The following is a 15841-nucleotide window of genomic DNA, read 5'->3' on the forward strand; positions in this document are numbered from 1 at the left end:
TTTCCCAGATTTGCGGGCAGATTAGCCGCTCAATTCCGTCTGCGCCACCCACCAGCCGGGGCGGCGCAGCGCATCCGCCGCCGCCCGTGCCTGCGCCGGGGTGTCGAACAGGCCAAAGCATGTCGCGCCCGACCCCGACATGCGCGCCAGCCGCGCGCCCGTGGCCGTCAGCGCATCCAGCACATCGCCGATGGCGGGGGCAATGCGGATCGCGGGCGCTTGCAGATCGTTGCGGCAGGCGGCGGCAAAGCGGATCAGCCCCTCGGCATCGCGCCAGTCGGGCGCAGGCATGGGTGGGTTGTCGCGGCGGTCCAGCGCGGCAAACACGGCGGGGGTCGCCACCGCCACGCCGGGATTGACCAGCACCACCGGCACCGGCGGGATGGCGGGAACCGGGTCCAGCATCTCGCCCACGCCGCGCATCCGGGCGGGGCGGCCGGCCAGACAGACCGGCACATCCGCGCCCAGCCGTTCCGGCGAAGCGGGCAGCGCCAGCCCCTGCCGGGCAAAGCCGCGCAGCACCGCCGCCGCATCGGCAGAACCACCGCCGATGCCGCTGGCCACGGGCAGGTTCTTGGTCAGCCGGATCGCCGCATCCCCGCCGATGGCGCGGGCCGCGCGCAGGCACAGGTTGTCATCGCCCGCACCCAGCCCCGGCGCGAAGGGGCCGTCGATGCGCAGCGACAAAGCGCCGGACGACAGCGCAATCACATCGCCCACTCTGGCAAACACCACCAGCGAATCCAGCAGGTGATAGCCGTCGCCGCGCCGCCCGGTCACATGCAGCGTCAGGTTCAGCTTGGCGGGCGCGGGTTCCGTCAGCATCAGGGCTGTTGTTCGGCACTGCCTGCGGGGGGGCGCGCATCACCGTTATCGGCCTGTTCATCCGCCAGCACGGCATCAAGGCCGCGATCCAGCTTGGCGCGCAGACGGTCGGGGTCCATGTCTTCCTCGGTCTGGGCACCGCTGCCCAGCAAAGACAAGGCCCGGCGCCACTGGATTTCGGCCTCGCGCTTGCGCCCGACCATCCAATAGATGTCGCCAAGGTGATCGTTAATCAGCGGGTCGTTCGACATGCTGCGCGCGGCATTTTCCATCGGCGCCACCGCTTCGTCATAGCGGCCCAGCCGGTAATAGGCCCATGCCAGCGAATCCTGAATGTAGCCATCGTTCGGGGCCAGTTCGACGGCCCGTTTAATCATCCCCAGACCGCGTTCCAGATTGATGTTCCGGTCGATCCAGGAATAACCCAGATAGTTCAGCAGGCTGGCCTGATCGGGGCGGATGTCGATGGCGGCCAGAAAATCAGCCTCGGCCCGGTCGAACTGGCCGGATCGTTCCAGCGCGATCGCGCGCGCATACAGCGGAAACCAGCGCGCATCGTCGGGGGCATCGGCCAGCAGGGTCAGCGCCTTGTCATAGGCGGGCACGGCGGCAGCGTGCTTGGCCTGCTGGCGCAGCAGATCGCCCAAGGCGATCCACGCCTGCGGCAGATCAGGATAAGCGGCGGTCAGGGCCAGCGCGGCTTTTTCGGCCTCGTCCTTGCGCTCGGCGCGGGACAGGGCGTCGATGCGCGCCAGTTCGGCCACCGGACGCACCGCGCCCAGACCGGCCAGCGCATCGAATTCCTGTTCGGCCAGATCGAACTGCCCCTGCGATTGCAAAAGCTGGGCGACCATCAGCCGCGCCTCGCCCAGATCGGGGGCCAGCCAACTGGCCAGCCGGGCGTGGATCAGCGCCAGAGGGTCGGGGTCAGGGCCGGGGGCCTGCGCCATCGCCATGCCAAAGGTCAGAAACACCTGCGCCATCCCGTCCTGCGGCGAACGGATCACGTCAAAGGCCACCGGCATCCCGGTCACAAGCTGCGCGCGCAGCGCCAGCAGGGTCGGTTCGGATTCGATGCCCTGAATGCCGTCCAGCATGTCGATGGCATCCTCGTGGCGGTCAAGCTGCGCCAGAATCTGCGCGCGGGCGATAAAGCCCAGAATATGTGCCCCGGTCTGCGGATCGGCCAGCAAATCCGCGGCACCTTCGTAATCACCAGCCATCGCACGGGCCAGTGCAAGGTGATAGTTAACCATCCCCTGCGCACCGGGAATCCGGGTCAGGTCTTCGAACGTGGCCAGCGCCTCGGTCGCCTGTCCGGCCCCCATCTGCGCCCAGCCACGCAGCATCTCGTCCAGCAAAACCCGGCCCGGAGGCTCACCCTGCGCCAGCGGCGGGGCGGCATCCAGCAGCGCGATCAGGCCGGGCCAGTCGCCCGCCCGCGCCAGATCCGCACGGCGGACCAGACCCGACAATTCCGAGGGATGTTCCTGCTGATCCGCAATGCGGTGCGCCACAGTCGCCGCCTGATCGAACCGCCCCGAAGACACCAGCGCGATCAGGGCCGAATCCTCAAGGTAAGCATTGCCGGGATCTTGCGAGACGGTGCGCAGGAAATAATCGGCGGCGGCGCGGAAATCATTGTCGGTCGCCGCCATACGCCCCGCCAGATACGGCCCGGCCAGACCGCGCGTCAGCGGGGCCGATGACGCGGTTTCAGCCTGTTCGGCGGCTTCTGCCGGGGCGGCATCATCCTGCGCCGCGACCGTCTGGCCCGCCATGGCGGCAATCAGGGTTACGATCAAGGCGGCGTGTCTGCGGGTGCTGCGGGTCAAATCATCCGTCCTGTCGGTAGTGTCGCATCTGCGGCGATACCCTAATGGCAGGCCGGGCGGCGGGCAACGCCACCCCGGCCCGGCCAGATCACATATTCGGGTAGTTCGGCCCGTCGCCACCCTGCGGAGTCGTCCAGTCGATGTTCTGCGACGGGTCTTTGATGTCGCAGGTCTTGCAGTGAACACAGTTCTGAAAGTTGATGACGAACCGCGGGCCGGAATCGTCCCGGATCACCTCATACACCCCTGCCGGGCAATACCGCTGCGCCGGTTCGTCATATTCGGGCAGGTTCACCGCCACCGGCACCGAAGGATCGCGCAGCCGCAGATGGCAGGGCTGCGATTCTTCGTGATTGGTAAAGCTGAAGGCCACATTGGTCAGCCGATCAAAGCTGAGCTTGCCATCGGGGCGGGGATAGTCGATGGGCGCGAAATCGGCAGCCTTGCCGGTGGCGGCGGCGTCGGTCTTGCCGTGGCGCCAGGTGCCCAGCGGGTTCCAGCCGGTAAGGTTGGCCACCCACATGTCGAAGCCGCCCAGACCAAGGCTGGCCCACAGGCCCAGCCTGGACCAGATCGGCTTGACGTTGCGGACCGGTTTCAGATCCTTGGCGATGGGGCCGCTGCGCACCTCGTCTTCGTAGGCGGTCAGGCGATCACCCTCGCGCCCGGCGGCGATGGCGGCGGCTGCGGCCTCGGCGGCGGCGATGCCCGACAGCATGGCGTTGTGGTTGCCCTTGATACGCGGCACGTTCACCAGCCCCGCCGAACAGCCCAGCATTACACCGCCGTCAAAGGCGATGCGCGGAATCGACTGCCAGCCCCCTTCGCTGATCGCGCGGGCACCATAGGCAACCCGCTTGCCGCCCTCTAACAATTCCGCGATCATCGGATGATGCTTGAGCCGCTGGAATTCCATATAGGGATACAGATGCGGGTTCTGATAGTTCAGGTGGACGACAAAGCCGACCAGAACCTGATTGTTCTCAAGATGATAGATAAAGCTGCCGCCGCCCGCATTCTTGCCCAGCGGCCAGCCCATCGTATGCACGACGCGGCCTTTGTGGAATTTTTCCGGGCTGATTTCCCAGATTTCCTTCATGCCGATGCCGAATTTCTGCGGGTCATGGCCCTGGGACAGGTTCAGCCGCGACATGATGACCTTGGCCAGCGACCCGCGCACACCTTCGGCGATGAACACATATTTGCCGCGCAGCTCCATGCCCGGCTCATACCCGTCGCCGATGCTGCCATCGGGGTTGCGGCCAAATTCGCCCGCGACCACGCCCGCCACGCGGTCGCCATCCCAGACCACCTGCGAAGCGGCCATGCCGGGGAAAATCTCGACGCCCAGCGCCTCGGCCTGTTCGGCCAGCCAGCGGCAGACGTTGCCCATGGATACGATGTATTTGCCATGGTTCGACATCAGGGGGGGCATCGGCCAGTTCGGCACACGGATCTGGCCCGCCTCGCCCAGAATGTAAAAATTGTCGTCCGTCACCTCGGTCGTGACCGGCGCGCCCTGTTCGCGCCACTCGGGGATCAGCCGGTCAAGGCCGGATGTATCCAGCACCGCGCCCGACAGGATATGCGCCCCGATTTCCGACCCTTTTTCCAGAACGACCACGTTCAGGTCCCGGTCGATCTGTTTCAGCCGGATCGCGGCCGACAGCCCCGACGGACCGCCCCCCACGATCACAACGTCATAATCCATCGATTCACGTTCGATGAGGCTCTCGTCGCTCATGGCTGCGTCCTTCCCCTTGGTTCCGGCGAAATCAGTAACCCGCCTGCCTGCGCAGGGCAATCATGACGCTGGGAAGAATTCTGCCGAACCTGTGCGGCGGGGTTGCAAATTCCCCGCGCTTGGGGTCAGGCTTGGCGTAACAGTTGCGCCCCTGCCACCTGATTGGCGGGGGCGTTCGATTAACACCTCATCTGAAGGGGCAGCGATGGAAAAGATACCGATGACGCGCGCGGGCCATCACGCGCTGGAAAACGAATTGCGCGATCTCAAGGCGAATGACCGCCCGGCGGTGATCCGCCAGATCGCCGAGGCGCGCGAACATGGCGACCTGTCGGAAAACGCCGAATACCACGCCGCCCGCGAAAAGCAGAGCTTTATCGAAGGCCGCATCAAGGAACTTGAGGTGATCCTGTCGCGGGCCGAGGTCATCGACACCTCGCGCCTGTCGGGGGCGGTGAAATTCGGTGCCAAGGTCACGCTGCTGGACGAAGACACCGACGAAGAAAAAACCTTCCAGATCGTCGGCGAGGCCGAGGCCGATCTGGAACGCGGCCTGCTGAACATGAAATCGCCTCTGGCCCGCGCCCTGATCGGCAAGGAAGAGGGCGATTCCGTCGAGGTGGTGACGCCGGGCGGGCAAAAAGATTACGAAATCCTGTCGATCCGCTACGAATGAACGGGCTGCGCGACAGAATCGAACTGCTGCGGCAGCGCGACGGTGCGCTGACCGTCGGCATTGCCCTGACCGCCGTCTGGCTGCTGATGGTGGCGGTGTTCTGGCTGTTTGGCCCGGCAGGCGACGGCACAGCCAGCGGGCTGGCGCGGCTGGCATCCTTCATCGGTGTGGTGATGCCGCTGGCGCTGATCTGGCTGGCGGTCGGGCTGGCGCGATCCATCGCCACCCTGCGCGCCGAAGCCGACGATCTGCGCGCAAAGCTGACGCAGATGCGCACGGCCGGGGGCGATACGATCCGCCCCGCCGCTGCCGCACTGGCAACGCCGCCTGCCCCGGCCCCGGCTCCGGCAGCAATGCCGACCGCTGCGGCACCCACCCCGCCACCTGCCGCCGCCGTGCGGGCACGGCCTGCGGATACGCGGCAAACGGCGATGCGCTTTGACGCGCCCGAATCCGTGCCCATCGACACGACCGACCTGATTCTGGCACTGAACTTTCCCGATGGTCCCGACGATCTGCGCGCCATCGACGCCCTGCGCGCCGCGTTGCGCGACCACGACACCGCACGGCTGATCCGCGCCGCGCAAGATGTGGTCACGCTGCTGGCCGAGGCGGATCTGTATATGGACAGCCTGCGCCCCGACCCGGCCCCGCCCGAGCTGTGGCGCCGCTTTGCCGATGGCGCGCGCGGCAGTTCAGTGGCGGCAATCGGCGGCATCCATGACGAAGCCGCGCTGGACATCGCCACCGCCCTGCTGAAAAACGACGAGATTTTCCGCGACAGCGCCCATCACTTTCTGCGCCATTTCGATCTGGCGCTGACGCGGATGGTTTCAGGGATGAGCGACGATGACATCGCCGATCTGGCGCAGACCCGTTCGGCGCGGGCCTTTATGCTGCTGGGGCGCGCGGCGCATATCTTTGGCTAGGTCGCGCCCCAAGGTGCGTATTTGGGCAAACAGGAAGCCCGCAGCCGGTTTTCCATGACAAATGGCAGCCCAGGTGTGGCGGGGGGCGGCAGATGGTGCCCCCCCGTCGCACTTGTCAGATACCGGCGTCCACGATGGCGCGGGCCAGCACCGGGACCGTCTGCTGGTTCAGGCCGGCGATGTTCAGCCGCGAATCGCCGACCATATAGATCGCCGCGTCCTGTTTCAGCCGCTGCACCTGTTCCGGCGTGGCCCCAAGGCGCGAGAACATACCGCGATGCTGGGCGATGAAGTCGAAGCGGTCTGATCCGGTCAGGTCGCGCAATTCGTCGGCCAGTTGTTCGCGCAGGGCCAGCATCCCTTTGCGCACGTCCTCCAGCTCGGCGGCCCAATCGGCGCGCAGGGCGTCGCTGGTCAGGATCGTCGAGACGATGCGCGCGCCGTGATCGGGCGGGAAGGAAAAGTTCTGCCGGTTCAGGAAGGCCAGCGACCCTTGCGCCAGATCGCGGGTGGCCGCGTTTTCGCACACCGCCAGCAGCAGGCCGGTGCGTTCGCGGTAGATGCCAAAGTTCTTGCTGCACGACGCCGCGATCAGCACCTGCGGCAGGCGCGAGACGATCAGGCGGGTGCCTGCCGCGTCTTCCTCTAGCCCGTCGCCAAAGCCCTGATAGGCCAGGTCGATCAGCGGGATGGCGCCGGTTTTTTCCAGAATGTCGGCGACCTCGGCCCATTGGTCCAGCGTCAGGTTGGCGCCGGTCGGGTTGTGGCAGCAGCCGTGCAGCAGCACCAGATCATCCTTGCGGGCGCGGGCCAGACCGGCCTTCATCCCCTCGAAATCGACGCCACGGGTTTCCGGGTCAAAGTAGCGGTATTCGACCGAGGGCAGCCCCATGAATTTCAGGATCGAGTTATGGTTCGGCCAGGTCGGGTCGGACACATGCACCGTTACAGCCGGATTGGCCAGCCGCGCCAGTTCCAGCGCCTGCCGCACCGCGCCGGTGCCGCCCACGGATGCCACGCTGGCCACCCGGTCGGCGGGCCAGCCATCTCCTATAATCATGCCGGTCAGCGCGTTGCGGTAATCCGCCTCGCCTGCCAGCCCGGTATAGGTTTTCGTGGTCTGGCTTTCCCAGATCTGCTGTTCGGCGGCCTTGACCGCGCGCATGACCGGGGTCAGGCCCTGCGCGTCCTTATAGACGCCGACGCCCAGGTCGATCTTGCCCTGACGGGTATCGACCTTGAATTCCTCGATCAGCATCAGGATTTTGTCAGGGGCTTGGGCTTTCAGATTGGACAGCATCTCAGGCGTCTCCGGTTGCGATCTTGAGGTCGTCAAAGCTGCCCCATTCGGTCCAGCTTCCGTCATAAAGCGAATGGTCGCGGTGTCCGGCGCGTTCCAGCGCCAGCAACAGCACGGCGGCGGTGATGCCGCTGCCGCAGGTGGTGATGGCCGGGCGGGTCAGATCGACGCCCGCCGCCTGAAAGGCCGCGCGCAGCTCATCTGGCGATTTCATCGTGCCATCGGCGTTCAGCACCTGCCCGAACGGCAGGTTGCGCGCGCCCGGAATATGGCCCGAGCGCAGGCCGGGGCGCGGTTCGGGCACATCGCCGCGAAAGCGTTCGGGGCTGCGCGCGTCGATGATCTGGTAATCGCCCAACTTGGATGCCGCCGCCACCTGCGTCACGTCGCGCACCAGATGCGCCTGCCGCTGCACCGTCATGTGACGGTCGCGCAGGATCGGGGGCATGTCCTCGACCTCGCGGCCTTCGGCCTGCCATTTCTGGAAACCGCCGTCCAGCACCGCCACGTCGGTCTTGCCCATCAGGCGAAAGGTCCACCAGACCCGCGCGGCGCTGCGCACATCGGAATTGTCATAGACCACCACCTGATGCCCGTCGCCGATGCCCATGGCGCGCATCCGGCTGATGAACATTTCCACCGGAGGCGCCATATGCGGCAGGCCGCTGCGTTTATCGGCGATTTCGTCGATGTCGAAAAACCGCGCGCCGGGGATATGCGCCTGATCGTATTCGGCGCGGGCATCGCGGCCAAGCGCGGGCATATGCCAACTGGCGTCGATAATGCGCAGATCGGGGTTGTTGATATGATCGGCCAGCCAGCCGGTCGAAACCAGAACCTGCGGATCGTCCGTCATCGTGCTGCTCATGCCGCTCCCCTGTCACCGCAAACAACAAATCGCCCCGATGTAACCCTAGCCGGGCTGCGGGGCAATGGGTCAGCCGCCCAGATGCGAGGTGCCGCGCGCCTCGGCCAGTTCGACCTGACGCTGACGTTCGCGGAAACGGGCGCGGTCGGCGTCGCTGTATTCGGTGGCGCAGTGGTGGCACTGAACGCCCGGCTCATATTCGGGCCGCGCGCGGTCATCCGGCGACAAGGGGCGGCGGCAGGCGTGGCACAGCCCGTCATGCGCACCCTGCGCCAGCCCATACGTCAGGCTGACCCGCTGATCGAAGACAAAGCAATCGCCGCGCCACAGGCTGTCGCTGGCGGGCACGTCTTCGAGGTATTTCAGGATGCCGCCTTGCAGGTGGAACACCTCGGGCACGCCTTCGCCCAGCAGAAAGTTGGTGGATTTTTCGCAGCGGATGCCGCCGGTGCAGAACATCGCCACCCGCTTGCCCGCGAACTGATCGGCATTCGCCCGCCACCACGCCGGAAAATCGCGAAAGCTGCGGGTGCCGGGGTCGATGGCGCGGGCAAAGCTGCCGATGGCGTATTCGTAATCGTTGCGGGTGTCGATCACCACCACGTCATTGGCCGAAATCAGCGCGTTCCAGTCGCGCGGCGCGACATAGCGCCCGACCGCCGCCGTCGGATCGACATCGGGCTGGCCCATGGTGACGATCTCGCGTTTGAGCCGCACTTTCATGCGGGCAAAGGGCATGGTTTCGGCGGGGCTTTCCTTCCACTCCAGCGCGGAACAGCCCGGCAGGGCGCGGATGTGATCCAGCACGGCGGCGATGCCTGCCGCAGGCCCGGCGATGGTGCCGTTGATACCTTCGCGCGCCAGCAACAGCGTGCCGCGCACGCCATGATCCTGACACACAGACAACAGCGGCCCGCGAAGGGCCGCCGGATCGTCGAAACGGGTAAAGTGATACAACGCGGCGACAGTCAGCATATGCTGCCCTTAGCCGCCGCGCCGCCGTGCCGCAACCTAGAACTGCAAGCCCAGCGCCATGCCGCCCAGCAAATAGCAGAACAGCGTAATCAGCACGACACCGACGATATTCAGCACCACGCCGCCACGCGCCATCTGCCCGATGGTCACATAGCCCGAACCGAACACGATGGCGTTCGGCGGCGTGCCGACCGGCAGCATAAAGGCACAGGTCGCCGCAAGGGCCGCCGGGATCAGCAGCGTCATCGGATCGGCCCCGATACCCAGCGCGACCCCGCCCAGAACCGGGATAAAGGTCGCCGCCGTTGCGGTGTTCGAGGTGACTTCGGTCAGGAACAGGATCAGCAGGGTAACAGTCGCCGCCAGCGCAAGGATCGGCAAGGTGCCCAGACCCGAGACCTGCGCGCCGAACCACTGATCCAGCCCCGAGGCCGCAACCGCCCCCGCCAGCGCCAGACCGCCGCCGAACAGCAGCAGCACACCCCAAGGCAGGCCGTCCTCGGCGTCCTTCCAGTCCAGAACCATGCGCTGCGTGCCCTGCCCCGGCAGGATGAACAGCAAAATCCCCGCAGCGATAGCGATGGCCGTGTCGTTCAGACTGCCCAGCGGGCCAAGATTCACGCCCAGCAGACTGCTGAACAGCCCCGGCACCACCCAGAAAAACGCAGCACCGCCAAACACCAGCATCACCATCCGTTCGCCCTGCGACACAGGGCCAAGACCGGCGATTTCACGGTCGATCATCTGACGCCCGCCCGGAATCTCGGTCAGGTTGAACCGATACAGCACGTTGGTCATCAGGAACCACGCGATGAAAATAAAGGTAAAGGCCAGCGGCGTGCCAACCATCATCCACTGAAGAAAGCCGATCTCGCGCCCCAGTTCATCGCGGACATAGCCGGCAACGATGGCGTTGGGCGGGCTGCCCAGCAGCGTGCCAAGCCCGCCCATGCTGGCCGACCATGCAATCGCCAGCACCAGACAGACGCCAAAGGCGCGGATTTCGGGATCGCGGATCGCATCCGACAGGGTGGCACCACCCGACAGCGCATCGCCCAGATCATCGGCGCTTTGCGTGGTGGCCTTGCTTTCGATCACCAGTTTCAGCACCGACAGCGCAATCGGCAGCATCATCAGCGTGGTGGCCGTGTTCGACACCCACATCGACAAAAAGCCGGTGGCCAGCATCAGGCCCAGCACGATCCGCTTGGGTTCGACCCCGACCTTGCGCAGCGTCAGCAGCGCGATACGGCGGTGCAGGTTCCATTTTTCCATCGCGATGGCGATCAGAAAGCCGCCCAGAAACAGAAACACGATGGAATTGGCATAAGCTGCGGTGGTCTGTGTCACCGTCCGTTCGGTCAGCGCCGGAATCAGCACCACCGGCAACAAGGAGGTCGCCGACAGCGGGATCGCCTCGGACATCCACCAGATCGCCATCAGCGTGCCGATGGACGCGACCACACGGGCATCAGGCGACAGCTCTGCCGCATTCCCCAGCAACATGTAAACGATCAGCGCCGCCGCAATCCCGCCGGCGCGAAAAATCCATATCCACCGATTGCCGGCACCGGGACCGTCGGGATATTCTTCGTATTGGCCCTGATGGCGCAGTTCATCCATCATAAGTTCCCCCCTCACGCATTACCGTCAGTTTTGACGTATATCGTCCTTTACTGCGACGCACCTGCCGCAAGCGTCAAGCGTCATGCGACCGAAAGACGCATTTATCGCACGGGATTGCCGCCATTGACGCGCCCCCCTCAGATGCTACCACTGACGGTCAGCGCAATCTTGGGGGGAACGGCTGTGGCAAGCGCCTTGATCGTTATCGACATGCAACTGGATTTCTGCCCCGGCGGCCGTCTGGCCGTGGCTGGCGGCGATGAGATCGTGGCGCCGATCAACGATCTGATGGCCGATTACGATACCGTCGTGCTGACGCAGGACTGGCACCCGCAGGATCACGCCAGCTTTGCCAGCAACCACCCCGGCGCAGCGCCGTTCAGCGTGGCGCAGATGCCCTATGGCCCGCAGGTGCTGTGGCCCGACCATTGCGTGATCGCGACCGAGGGGGCCGGGTTTCACCCCGCGCTGGCCGTGGATGTCGCCGATCTGGTGATCCGCAAGGGATTTCGCCCGCAGATCGACAGCTATTCCGCCTTTTACGAAAACGACCGCACGACCCCAACCGGGCTGGCGGGCTATCTGCGCGAACGCGGCGCAAGCGACCTGACCTTTGTCGGGCTGGCGCATGATTTCTGCGTCGCGTGGTCGGCCATCGACGCCGCCCGGCTGGGCTTTCGCGCCCGTGTCATTGAAACCGCAACCCGTGCCATCGACCTTGACGGATCGCTGGACCGCGCCCGCGCCGATATGGCCGCCGCCGGCGTGACGCAGGAGTAATCAGATGGTCGATATCGCCACCCGCGTCTATAATCACAAATGGAAAATCGACCCCATCGTGCGGTCTCTGATCGACACCGATTTCTATAAGCTGCTGATGTGCCAGTCTGTTTTTCGCAACCGGCCCGATACGCAGGTGACATTCAGCCTGATTAACCGATCCCGCGACGTGCCGCTGGCCCGGCTGATCGACGAAGGCGAATTGCGCGAACAGCTTGACCATGTGCGCAGCCTGTCGCTGACGCGCGGCGAAAGCACATGGCTGCGCGGCAATACCTTCTATGGCAAGCGGCAGATGTTCCGCCCCGACTTTATGGAGTTTCTGGAGAACCTGCGCCTGCCGCCCTATCATCTGGAACGCAAGGGCGATCAGTATGAGCTGACCTTCGAAGGCCGCTGGCCCGAGGTGATGCTGTGGGAAATTCCCGCGCTGGCCATCCTGATGGAGCTGCGATCACGCGCGGTTCTGGGCGAGATGGGGCGGTTCGAATTGCAGGTGCTGTATGCCCGCGCCATGACCCGCATCTGGGAAAAGATCCAGAACCTGCGGCATCTGGACCGGCTGCGCATCGCCGATTTCGGCACCCGCCGCCGCCACTCCTTTCTGTGGCAGGACTGGTGCGTTCAGGCGATGATCGAGGGGCTGGGCAACCGCTTTACCGGCACCTCGAACTGCCTGATCGCCATGCGCCGCGACATCGAGGCGATCGGCACCAATGCCCATGAATTGCCGATGGTCTATGCCGCGCTGGCCGATACCGACGATGAATTGCGTCAGGCCCCCTATCGCGTTCTGGCCGACTGGCACGAAGAACATGACGGCAACCTGCGCGTGATCCTGCCCGACACCTATGGCACCAAGGGGTTTCTGGACGGCGCGCCCGACTGGCTGGCGGGCTGGACCGGGGTGCGCATCGACAGCGGCGATCCGGCGACGGGGGCGGAAACCGCGATCCGCTGGTGGCAGGAACGCGGCGAAGACCCGCGACAAAAGCTGATAATCTTTTCCGACGGGCTGGATGTCGAACAGATCAACACGCTTTACACTCAGTTTCAGGATCGGGTGAAGGTCAGCTTTGGCTGGGGAACGCTGTTGACCAACGACTTCCGCGGCCTTGTGGCAGGCGACGGGCTGGCACCGTTTTCGCTGGTCTGCAAGGCGGTGGCGGCGAATGGGCGGCCCACCGTCAAACTGTCCGACAACCCCGCCAAGGCCACTGGTCCCGATGATGAAATCGCCCGCTATCGCCGGGTGTTCGGGGTGGGCGATCAGGTGTCGCAGCAGGTCATCGTCTGACCAAGGCGCCGGGCGCAGGCGCTGACAGCGGCCCCGCGCTCAGGCGCAGCCTTGCGCATGGCGGCAATCATTCTGCCGATCCGGCTGTGGCAAGGGCTACGCCGCGAACGGCGGCATCGGTGTTATTTCGACTTGCGCGGCGTGGTTTCGGGCAGGTTGCGCAGGATCTTTTTCAGGCCCTTTTCATCCACCAGCCGCGCCGCCTTGCCCGGAGAAACCCAACGGCGGGTGCGCTGACCTGCTTCGGGATAGCTGTCGGCAAGCCCGGACACTTCGGCGACAAACACACGCACCTGAACCGGGGTGATGACGCCCGTCGAATCGTTCAGCTTGTCGTAATCATAGCGGCCAACCTCGTCCCGGCTGATCTTGCCTTTGACGCCCGCTTCTTCCCACGCTTCCTGAAACGCGGCATCTGCATCGCTGCGATCCGACATCGGCCAGCCTTTGGGGATGATCCAGCGCCCGGTGCCACGGCTGGTAATCAGCAGCACTTTGCCATTGCGGGGATCGCGGCAGATCGCCCCGACCTGAAGCCTGCTGCCCGCCACCGCTGCAGGGATCACAGCCGCCGCAGCCGTGATTTTACCACTCATCTCAATCAATCGTCCCGCCTTTCATCGACCTTGCCGCGCAAAGTCTTTATCTCGCCGCGCTCTGCCTTGGCCTTTAACCGCCGCCGTTGACTGCCCAAAGTCGGGCGGGTCGCGATGCGTCGTTTAGGGGCAACGGCTGCCGCCCGGATCAGTTCCGCCAACCGTTCCCGCGCCAATTCACGATTGCGCGCCTGACTGCGGGTTTCCTGCGCCAGAATCACCACAGCCCCGTCCTGTGTCCACCGCCGCCCGGCCAGCCGCCGCAACCGCCGCTTGACCGGCTCGGTCAGGCTGGGCGACCGTTCCGCCTCGAACCGCAGTTCAACGGCGGTCGAGACCTTGTTCACATTCTGCCCCCCCGGCCCCTGCGACCGGGTGAATTGTTCCGACAGCTCCCATTCATGGAGTTGGATGGCGTCTGACACATAGAGCATCGGGCAGCTTTACGTCCCGTTATGCCTGCATGAAAAGGCAAATTGATTAAATTAATGTGAAATCTGACGCAGAATAGCCGCAGATTTCATATCACTTTTCCGTGATCCGATTCGGCCCAATCGCGAAATGGCAGCACAGCGCCGCCTTCCCGGCTTTGCCGGACGCGGGCCAGATCGACCTGCGCGAAAACCCAGCCGGGTTCATCCATCGCGCCTTGGGCCACGATCCCGGTTTCCGGCCACAGCCCATCCGGCGGGCCATAGATCGCCGCCCGGCCCCGGTTTTCATCCACGGCGGGCGACCAGTCGCACAACCCGACCGTGGGCGAATGCACGACAACGCATTGATTTTCCAGCGCCCGCGCCATCGCCCCGATCCGCACCCGGTTAAAGCCCGCAACCGTATCGGTGCAAGAGGGCACCAGCAACAGTTCCGCCCCCGCATCCGCCAACGCCCGCGCCAGCAGGGGAAACTCGCTGTCATAACAGATCAGCACCCCGATGCGGCCCAGATCGGTATCGAACAGCCGCAAGCCCGGCGCGCCGACGACATGCCAGCTTTCGCGTTCGAACCGGGTCATGATCTGTTTGTCCTGATGCCCGATCACCCCGCCCGGCCCGAACAGAACCGCCCGGTTCACCGGCCGCGTGCCCTGAAACACCGGACCGGATGCCGCAAGGATATGGCAGCCACGTTCCCGCGCCAGCCGTTCATGCAGCGCGGCGGCGGCAGGCATGTGCCGCGCCACCTCGTGCAGCGATTGTTCCAGATCACCGGCGACCGCGCGCCCGCCAAGGCTGGCCAGCTCCATCGCGCCATATTCGGGGAACACCAGCAGATCGGCGTCGCCCGCGTCATCGACCCAGGCCGTCAGCTTGGCCTGATAGTCGTCAAAGCTGTCGAACCAGTCCAGCGGATAGGCAGCGGCGGCGATCTTCATAGCGGGCGCATCCAGAATTGCAGGTCTTTGCGGGTCTCCGTGCTGTCGCCCACATCCCGCCATGTGAACGAGGCAATAGCGCCGGGCAGTTTCTGATACCCGCGCTTGCGCCAAAAGCCATCCAGCGGGCGGTAATCGGCGGGCCGCGCCGGGTGGTCATCGGGGCGGATCACGCTGCAAAAAGCGCAATAGCGATGGCCCAGGGCGCGGGCGTGGCCTTCGCGCGCATCGAAAAAGGCGTGGCCAAGGCCGTGGCCGCGATATTCAGGCAGCAGCACCGATTCGGCGCAGTAAAAGATCTGGTCCAGCGGCTCGGGCCGGTCGGCAAAGGCGGCGGCGAAATCGGCGGCGTGATCCGCCATCGGTGCGCCGGTAGCCGCGCCCACCACGCGCCCGCCATCCAGCGCCGCCACGACCACCGCTCCGGGCGACTGATAGGCGCGCAGGTAATCGCGTTCATAAGCCAAATCGCCGTCATAAAGATAAGGCCAGTCGCGGAACACCGCGATCCGCAGCCGCGCCACATCATCCAGCGCGGCGGTCAGATCATCCCCGGTCAGAACGCGGGTTTCGATCATGCGGAAACCTGCGCCACCCAGTCGGCAAGGTTGTAATAGGTGGTCACGCGGGCAATCTTGCCGTCGCGGATGGTAAAGAACGACCCGGCAGGCAGGCGATAGGTCTGGCCACGCGCCTCGGGCAGGCCGGGGTCGGTTTTCAGATAGCTGCCATTCACCACGAATTCCGCCGCCGCACGGTCGCCCGCATCATTGGCGAAGATCACCATATCGGTCAGATTCTCGCGATAGCTGTCGGTCATATGCGCGCTGAATTCCGCAAACAGCGCCTTGCCCTTGCGGATTTTACCCTCGTTGACGTGGTGTTCCACATCATCATGCAGCATCGCGATCATGTCATCGGTGCGACCGGCGTTGAAAGCGTCGTAATAGGCGGCGATCAGGGCTTTGGCGTCCATCGTCTTCTCCTTGTGCGGCCCTTTCGGCATAGCGCGGGC

16 protein-coding genes are annotated in these 15841 nt (G+C 65.0%); 4 read left to right on the top strand and 12 right to left on the bottom strand.

Translation table 11 applies throughout. The annotated features are described in order from the left end of the window. Positions 1–21 precede the first annotated feature (21 nt). The 3 genes from Q4G14_RS04145 to Q4G14_RS04155 form a co-directional block, all read right to left on the bottom strand. Positions 22–822 carry a 4-(cytidine 5'-diphospho)-2-C-methyl-D-erythritol kinase gene (locus Q4G14_RS04145; protein ID WP_303360498.1) on the bottom strand — a complete coding sequence of 267 codons (801 nt, stop codon included), beginning with the start codon at positions 820–822 and terminating at the stop codon, positions 22–24. Between the two features lie 2 nt (positions 823–824). Continuing rightward, the gene (locus tag Q4G14_RS04150) at positions 825–2660 is read right to left on the bottom strand and encodes a tetratricopeptide repeat protein (RefSeq protein WP_303360454.1); all 1836 of its coding nucleotides are present in this window, start codon (positions 2658–2660) and stop codon (positions 825–827) included. Positions 2661–2748: 88 nt separating this feature from the next. After that, entirely contained in the window at positions 2749–4404 is a 1656-nt protein-coding gene (locus Q4G14_RS04155) for an electron transfer flavoprotein-ubiquinone oxidoreductase (protein WP_303360455.1), read from the bottom strand. Between the two features lie 205 nt (positions 4405–4609). Between Q4G14_RS04155 and greA the strand changes: the two genes are divergently transcribed. Further along, complete coding sequence (gene greA / locus Q4G14_RS04160) at positions 4610–5080, top strand: transcription elongation factor GreA (RefSeq protein ID WP_303360456.1); 471 nt, start codon at positions 4610–4612, stop codon at positions 5078–5080. Further along, a complete protein-coding gene (locus Q4G14_RS04165) occupies positions 5077–6009 on the top strand; it encodes a hypothetical protein (RefSeq protein ID WP_303360457.1) in 933 nt (310 codons plus the stop codon). Before greA ends, Q4G14_RS04165 begins: the two co-directional genes overlap by 4 nt. Positions 6010–6124: 115 nt before the next feature. Here Q4G14_RS04165 and Q4G14_RS04170 read toward each other — a convergent pair whose 3' ends face one another. The 4 genes from Q4G14_RS04170 to Q4G14_RS04185 form a co-directional block, all read right to left on the bottom strand. Next, the gene (locus Q4G14_RS04170) at positions 6125–7309 is read right to left on the bottom strand and encodes an amino acid aminotransferase (RefSeq protein WP_303360458.1); all 1185 of its coding nucleotides are present in this window, start codon (positions 7307–7309) and stop codon (positions 6125–6127) included. Between the two features lies 1 nt (position 7310). After that, the gene (gene sseA, locus Q4G14_RS04175) at positions 7311–8165 is read right to left on the bottom strand and encodes a 3-mercaptopyruvate sulfurtransferase (RefSeq protein ID WP_303360499.1); all 855 of its coding nucleotides are present in this window, start codon (positions 8163–8165) and stop codon (positions 7311–7313) included. 81 nt (positions 8166–8246) lie between these two features. Further along, a complete protein-coding gene (locus Q4G14_RS04180; RefSeq protein ID WP_303360459.1) occupies positions 8247–9152 on the bottom strand; it encodes a rhodanese-related sulfurtransferase in 906 nt (301 codons plus the stop codon). A gap of 36 nt (positions 9153–9188) precedes the next feature. Next, complete coding sequence (locus Q4G14_RS04185) at positions 9189–10778, bottom strand: SLC13 family permease (protein WP_303360460.1); 1590 nt, start codon at positions 10776–10778, stop codon at positions 9189–9191. A gap of 183 nt (positions 10779–10961) precedes the next feature. Between Q4G14_RS04185 and pncA the strand changes: the two genes are divergently transcribed. Beyond that, on the top strand, positions 10962–11558 hold the full coding sequence (gene pncA, locus Q4G14_RS04190; protein ID WP_303360461.1) for a bifunctional nicotinamidase/pyrazinamidase: 597 nt from the start codon (positions 10962–10964) through the stop codon (positions 11556–11558). A gap of 4 nt (positions 11559–11562) precedes the next feature. After that, complete coding sequence (pncB, locus tag Q4G14_RS04195; RefSeq protein WP_303360462.1) at positions 11563–12855, top strand: nicotinate phosphoribosyltransferase; 1293 nt, start codon at positions 11563–11565, stop codon at positions 12853–12855. A gap of 122 nt (positions 12856–12977) precedes the next feature. On the opposite strand, the gene Q4G14_RS04200 is transcribed toward pncB, so the two are convergent. The 5 genes from Q4G14_RS04200 to Q4G14_RS04220 all read right to left on the bottom strand — a co-directional run bounded on the left by Q4G14_RS04200 (position 12978) and on the right by Q4G14_RS04220 (position 15802). Continuing rightward, on the bottom strand, positions 12978–13451 hold the full coding sequence (locus tag Q4G14_RS04200) for an NUDIX hydrolase (protein ID WP_303360463.1): 474 nt from the start codon (positions 13449–13451) through the stop codon (positions 12978–12980). Positions 13452–13456: 5 nt separating this feature from the next. Further along, positions 13457–13885 (bottom strand): alternative ribosome rescue aminoacyl-tRNA hydrolase ArfB, encoded by a 429-nt coding sequence (arfB, locus tag Q4G14_RS04205; RefSeq protein WP_303360464.1) that lies wholly within the window; start codon positions 13883–13885, stop codon positions 13457–13459. A gap of 86 nt (positions 13886–13971) precedes the next feature. Further along, complete coding sequence (locus Q4G14_RS04210) at positions 13972–14826, bottom strand: carbon-nitrogen hydrolase family protein (protein ID WP_303360465.1); 855 nt, start codon at positions 14824–14826, stop codon at positions 13972–13974. Continuing rightward, positions 14823–15404 (bottom strand): GNAT family N-acetyltransferase, encoded by a 582-nt coding sequence (locus tag Q4G14_RS04215; RefSeq protein ID WP_303360466.1) that lies wholly within the window; start codon positions 15402–15404, stop codon positions 14823–14825. The genes Q4G14_RS04210 and Q4G14_RS04215 overlap by 4 nt, the downstream gene beginning before the upstream one ends. Then, the gene (locus tag Q4G14_RS04220) at positions 15401–15802 is read right to left on the bottom strand and encodes a ketosteroid isomerase-related protein (protein WP_303360467.1); all 402 of its coding nucleotides are present in this window, start codon (positions 15800–15802) and stop codon (positions 15401–15403) included. Before Q4G14_RS04220 ends, Q4G14_RS04215 begins: the two co-directional genes overlap by 4 nt. Positions 15803–15841: the final 39 nt, after the last annotated feature.

It is taken from the genome of Paracoccus sp. (in: a-proteobacteria) (genome assembly GCF_030538755.1).
GTDB lineage: Bacteria > Pseudomonadota > Alphaproteobacteria > Rhodobacterales > Rhodobacteraceae > Paracoccus.

Excerpts from the sequence above, each read along its gene's own strand:
- Q4G14_RS04185 (WP_303360460.1), bottom strand. The coding sequence starts at position 10,778 with ATGATGGATGAACTGCGCCATCAGGGCCAATACGAAGAATATCCCGAC.
- greA (WP_303360456.1), top strand. The coding sequence starts at position 4,610 with ATGGAAAAGATACCGATGACGCGCGCGGGCCATCACGCGCTGGAAAAC.
- Q4G14_RS04155 (WP_303360455.1), bottom strand. The coding sequence starts at position 4,404 with ATGAGCGACGAGAGCCTCATCGAACGTGAATCGATGGATTATGACGTT.
- pncB (WP_303360462.1), top strand. The coding sequence starts at position 11,563 with ATGGTCGATATCGCCACCCGCGTCTATAATCACAAATGGAAAATCGAC.
- Q4G14_RS04165 (WP_303360457.1), top strand. The coding sequence starts at position 5,077 with ATGAACGGGCTGCGCGACAGAATCGAACTGCTGCGGCAGCGCGACGGT.
- Q4G14_RS04170 (WP_303360458.1), bottom strand. The coding sequence starts at position 7,309 with ATGCTGTCCAATCTGAAAGCCCAAGCCCCTGACAAAATCCTGATGCTG.
- Q4G14_RS04215 (WP_303360466.1), bottom strand. The coding sequence starts at position 15,404 with ATGATCGAAACCCGCGTTCTGACCGGGGATGATCTGACCGCCGCGCTG.
- Q4G14_RS04210 (WP_303360465.1), bottom strand. The coding sequence starts at position 14,826 with ATGAAGATCGCCGCCGCTGCCTATCCGCTGGACTGGTTCGACAGCTTT.
- Q4G14_RS04220 (WP_303360467.1), bottom strand. The coding sequence starts at position 15,802 with ATGGACGCCAAAGCCCTGATCGCCGCCTATTACGACGCTTTCAACGCC.
- Q4G14_RS04180 (WP_303360459.1), bottom strand. The coding sequence starts at position 9,152 with ATGCTGACTGTCGCCGCGTTGTATCACTTTACCCGTTTCGACGATCCG.
- arfB (WP_303360464.1), bottom strand. The coding sequence starts at position 13,885 with ATGCTCTATGTGTCAGACGCCATCCAACTCCATGAATGGGAGCTGTCG.
- sseA (WP_303360499.1), bottom strand. The coding sequence starts at position 8,165 with ATGACGGACGATCCGCAGGTTCTGGTTTCGACCGGCTGGCTGGCCGAT.
- Q4G14_RS04200 (WP_303360463.1), bottom strand. The coding sequence starts at position 13,451 with ATGAGTGGTAAAATCACGGCTGCGGCGGCTGTGATCCCTGCAGCGGTG.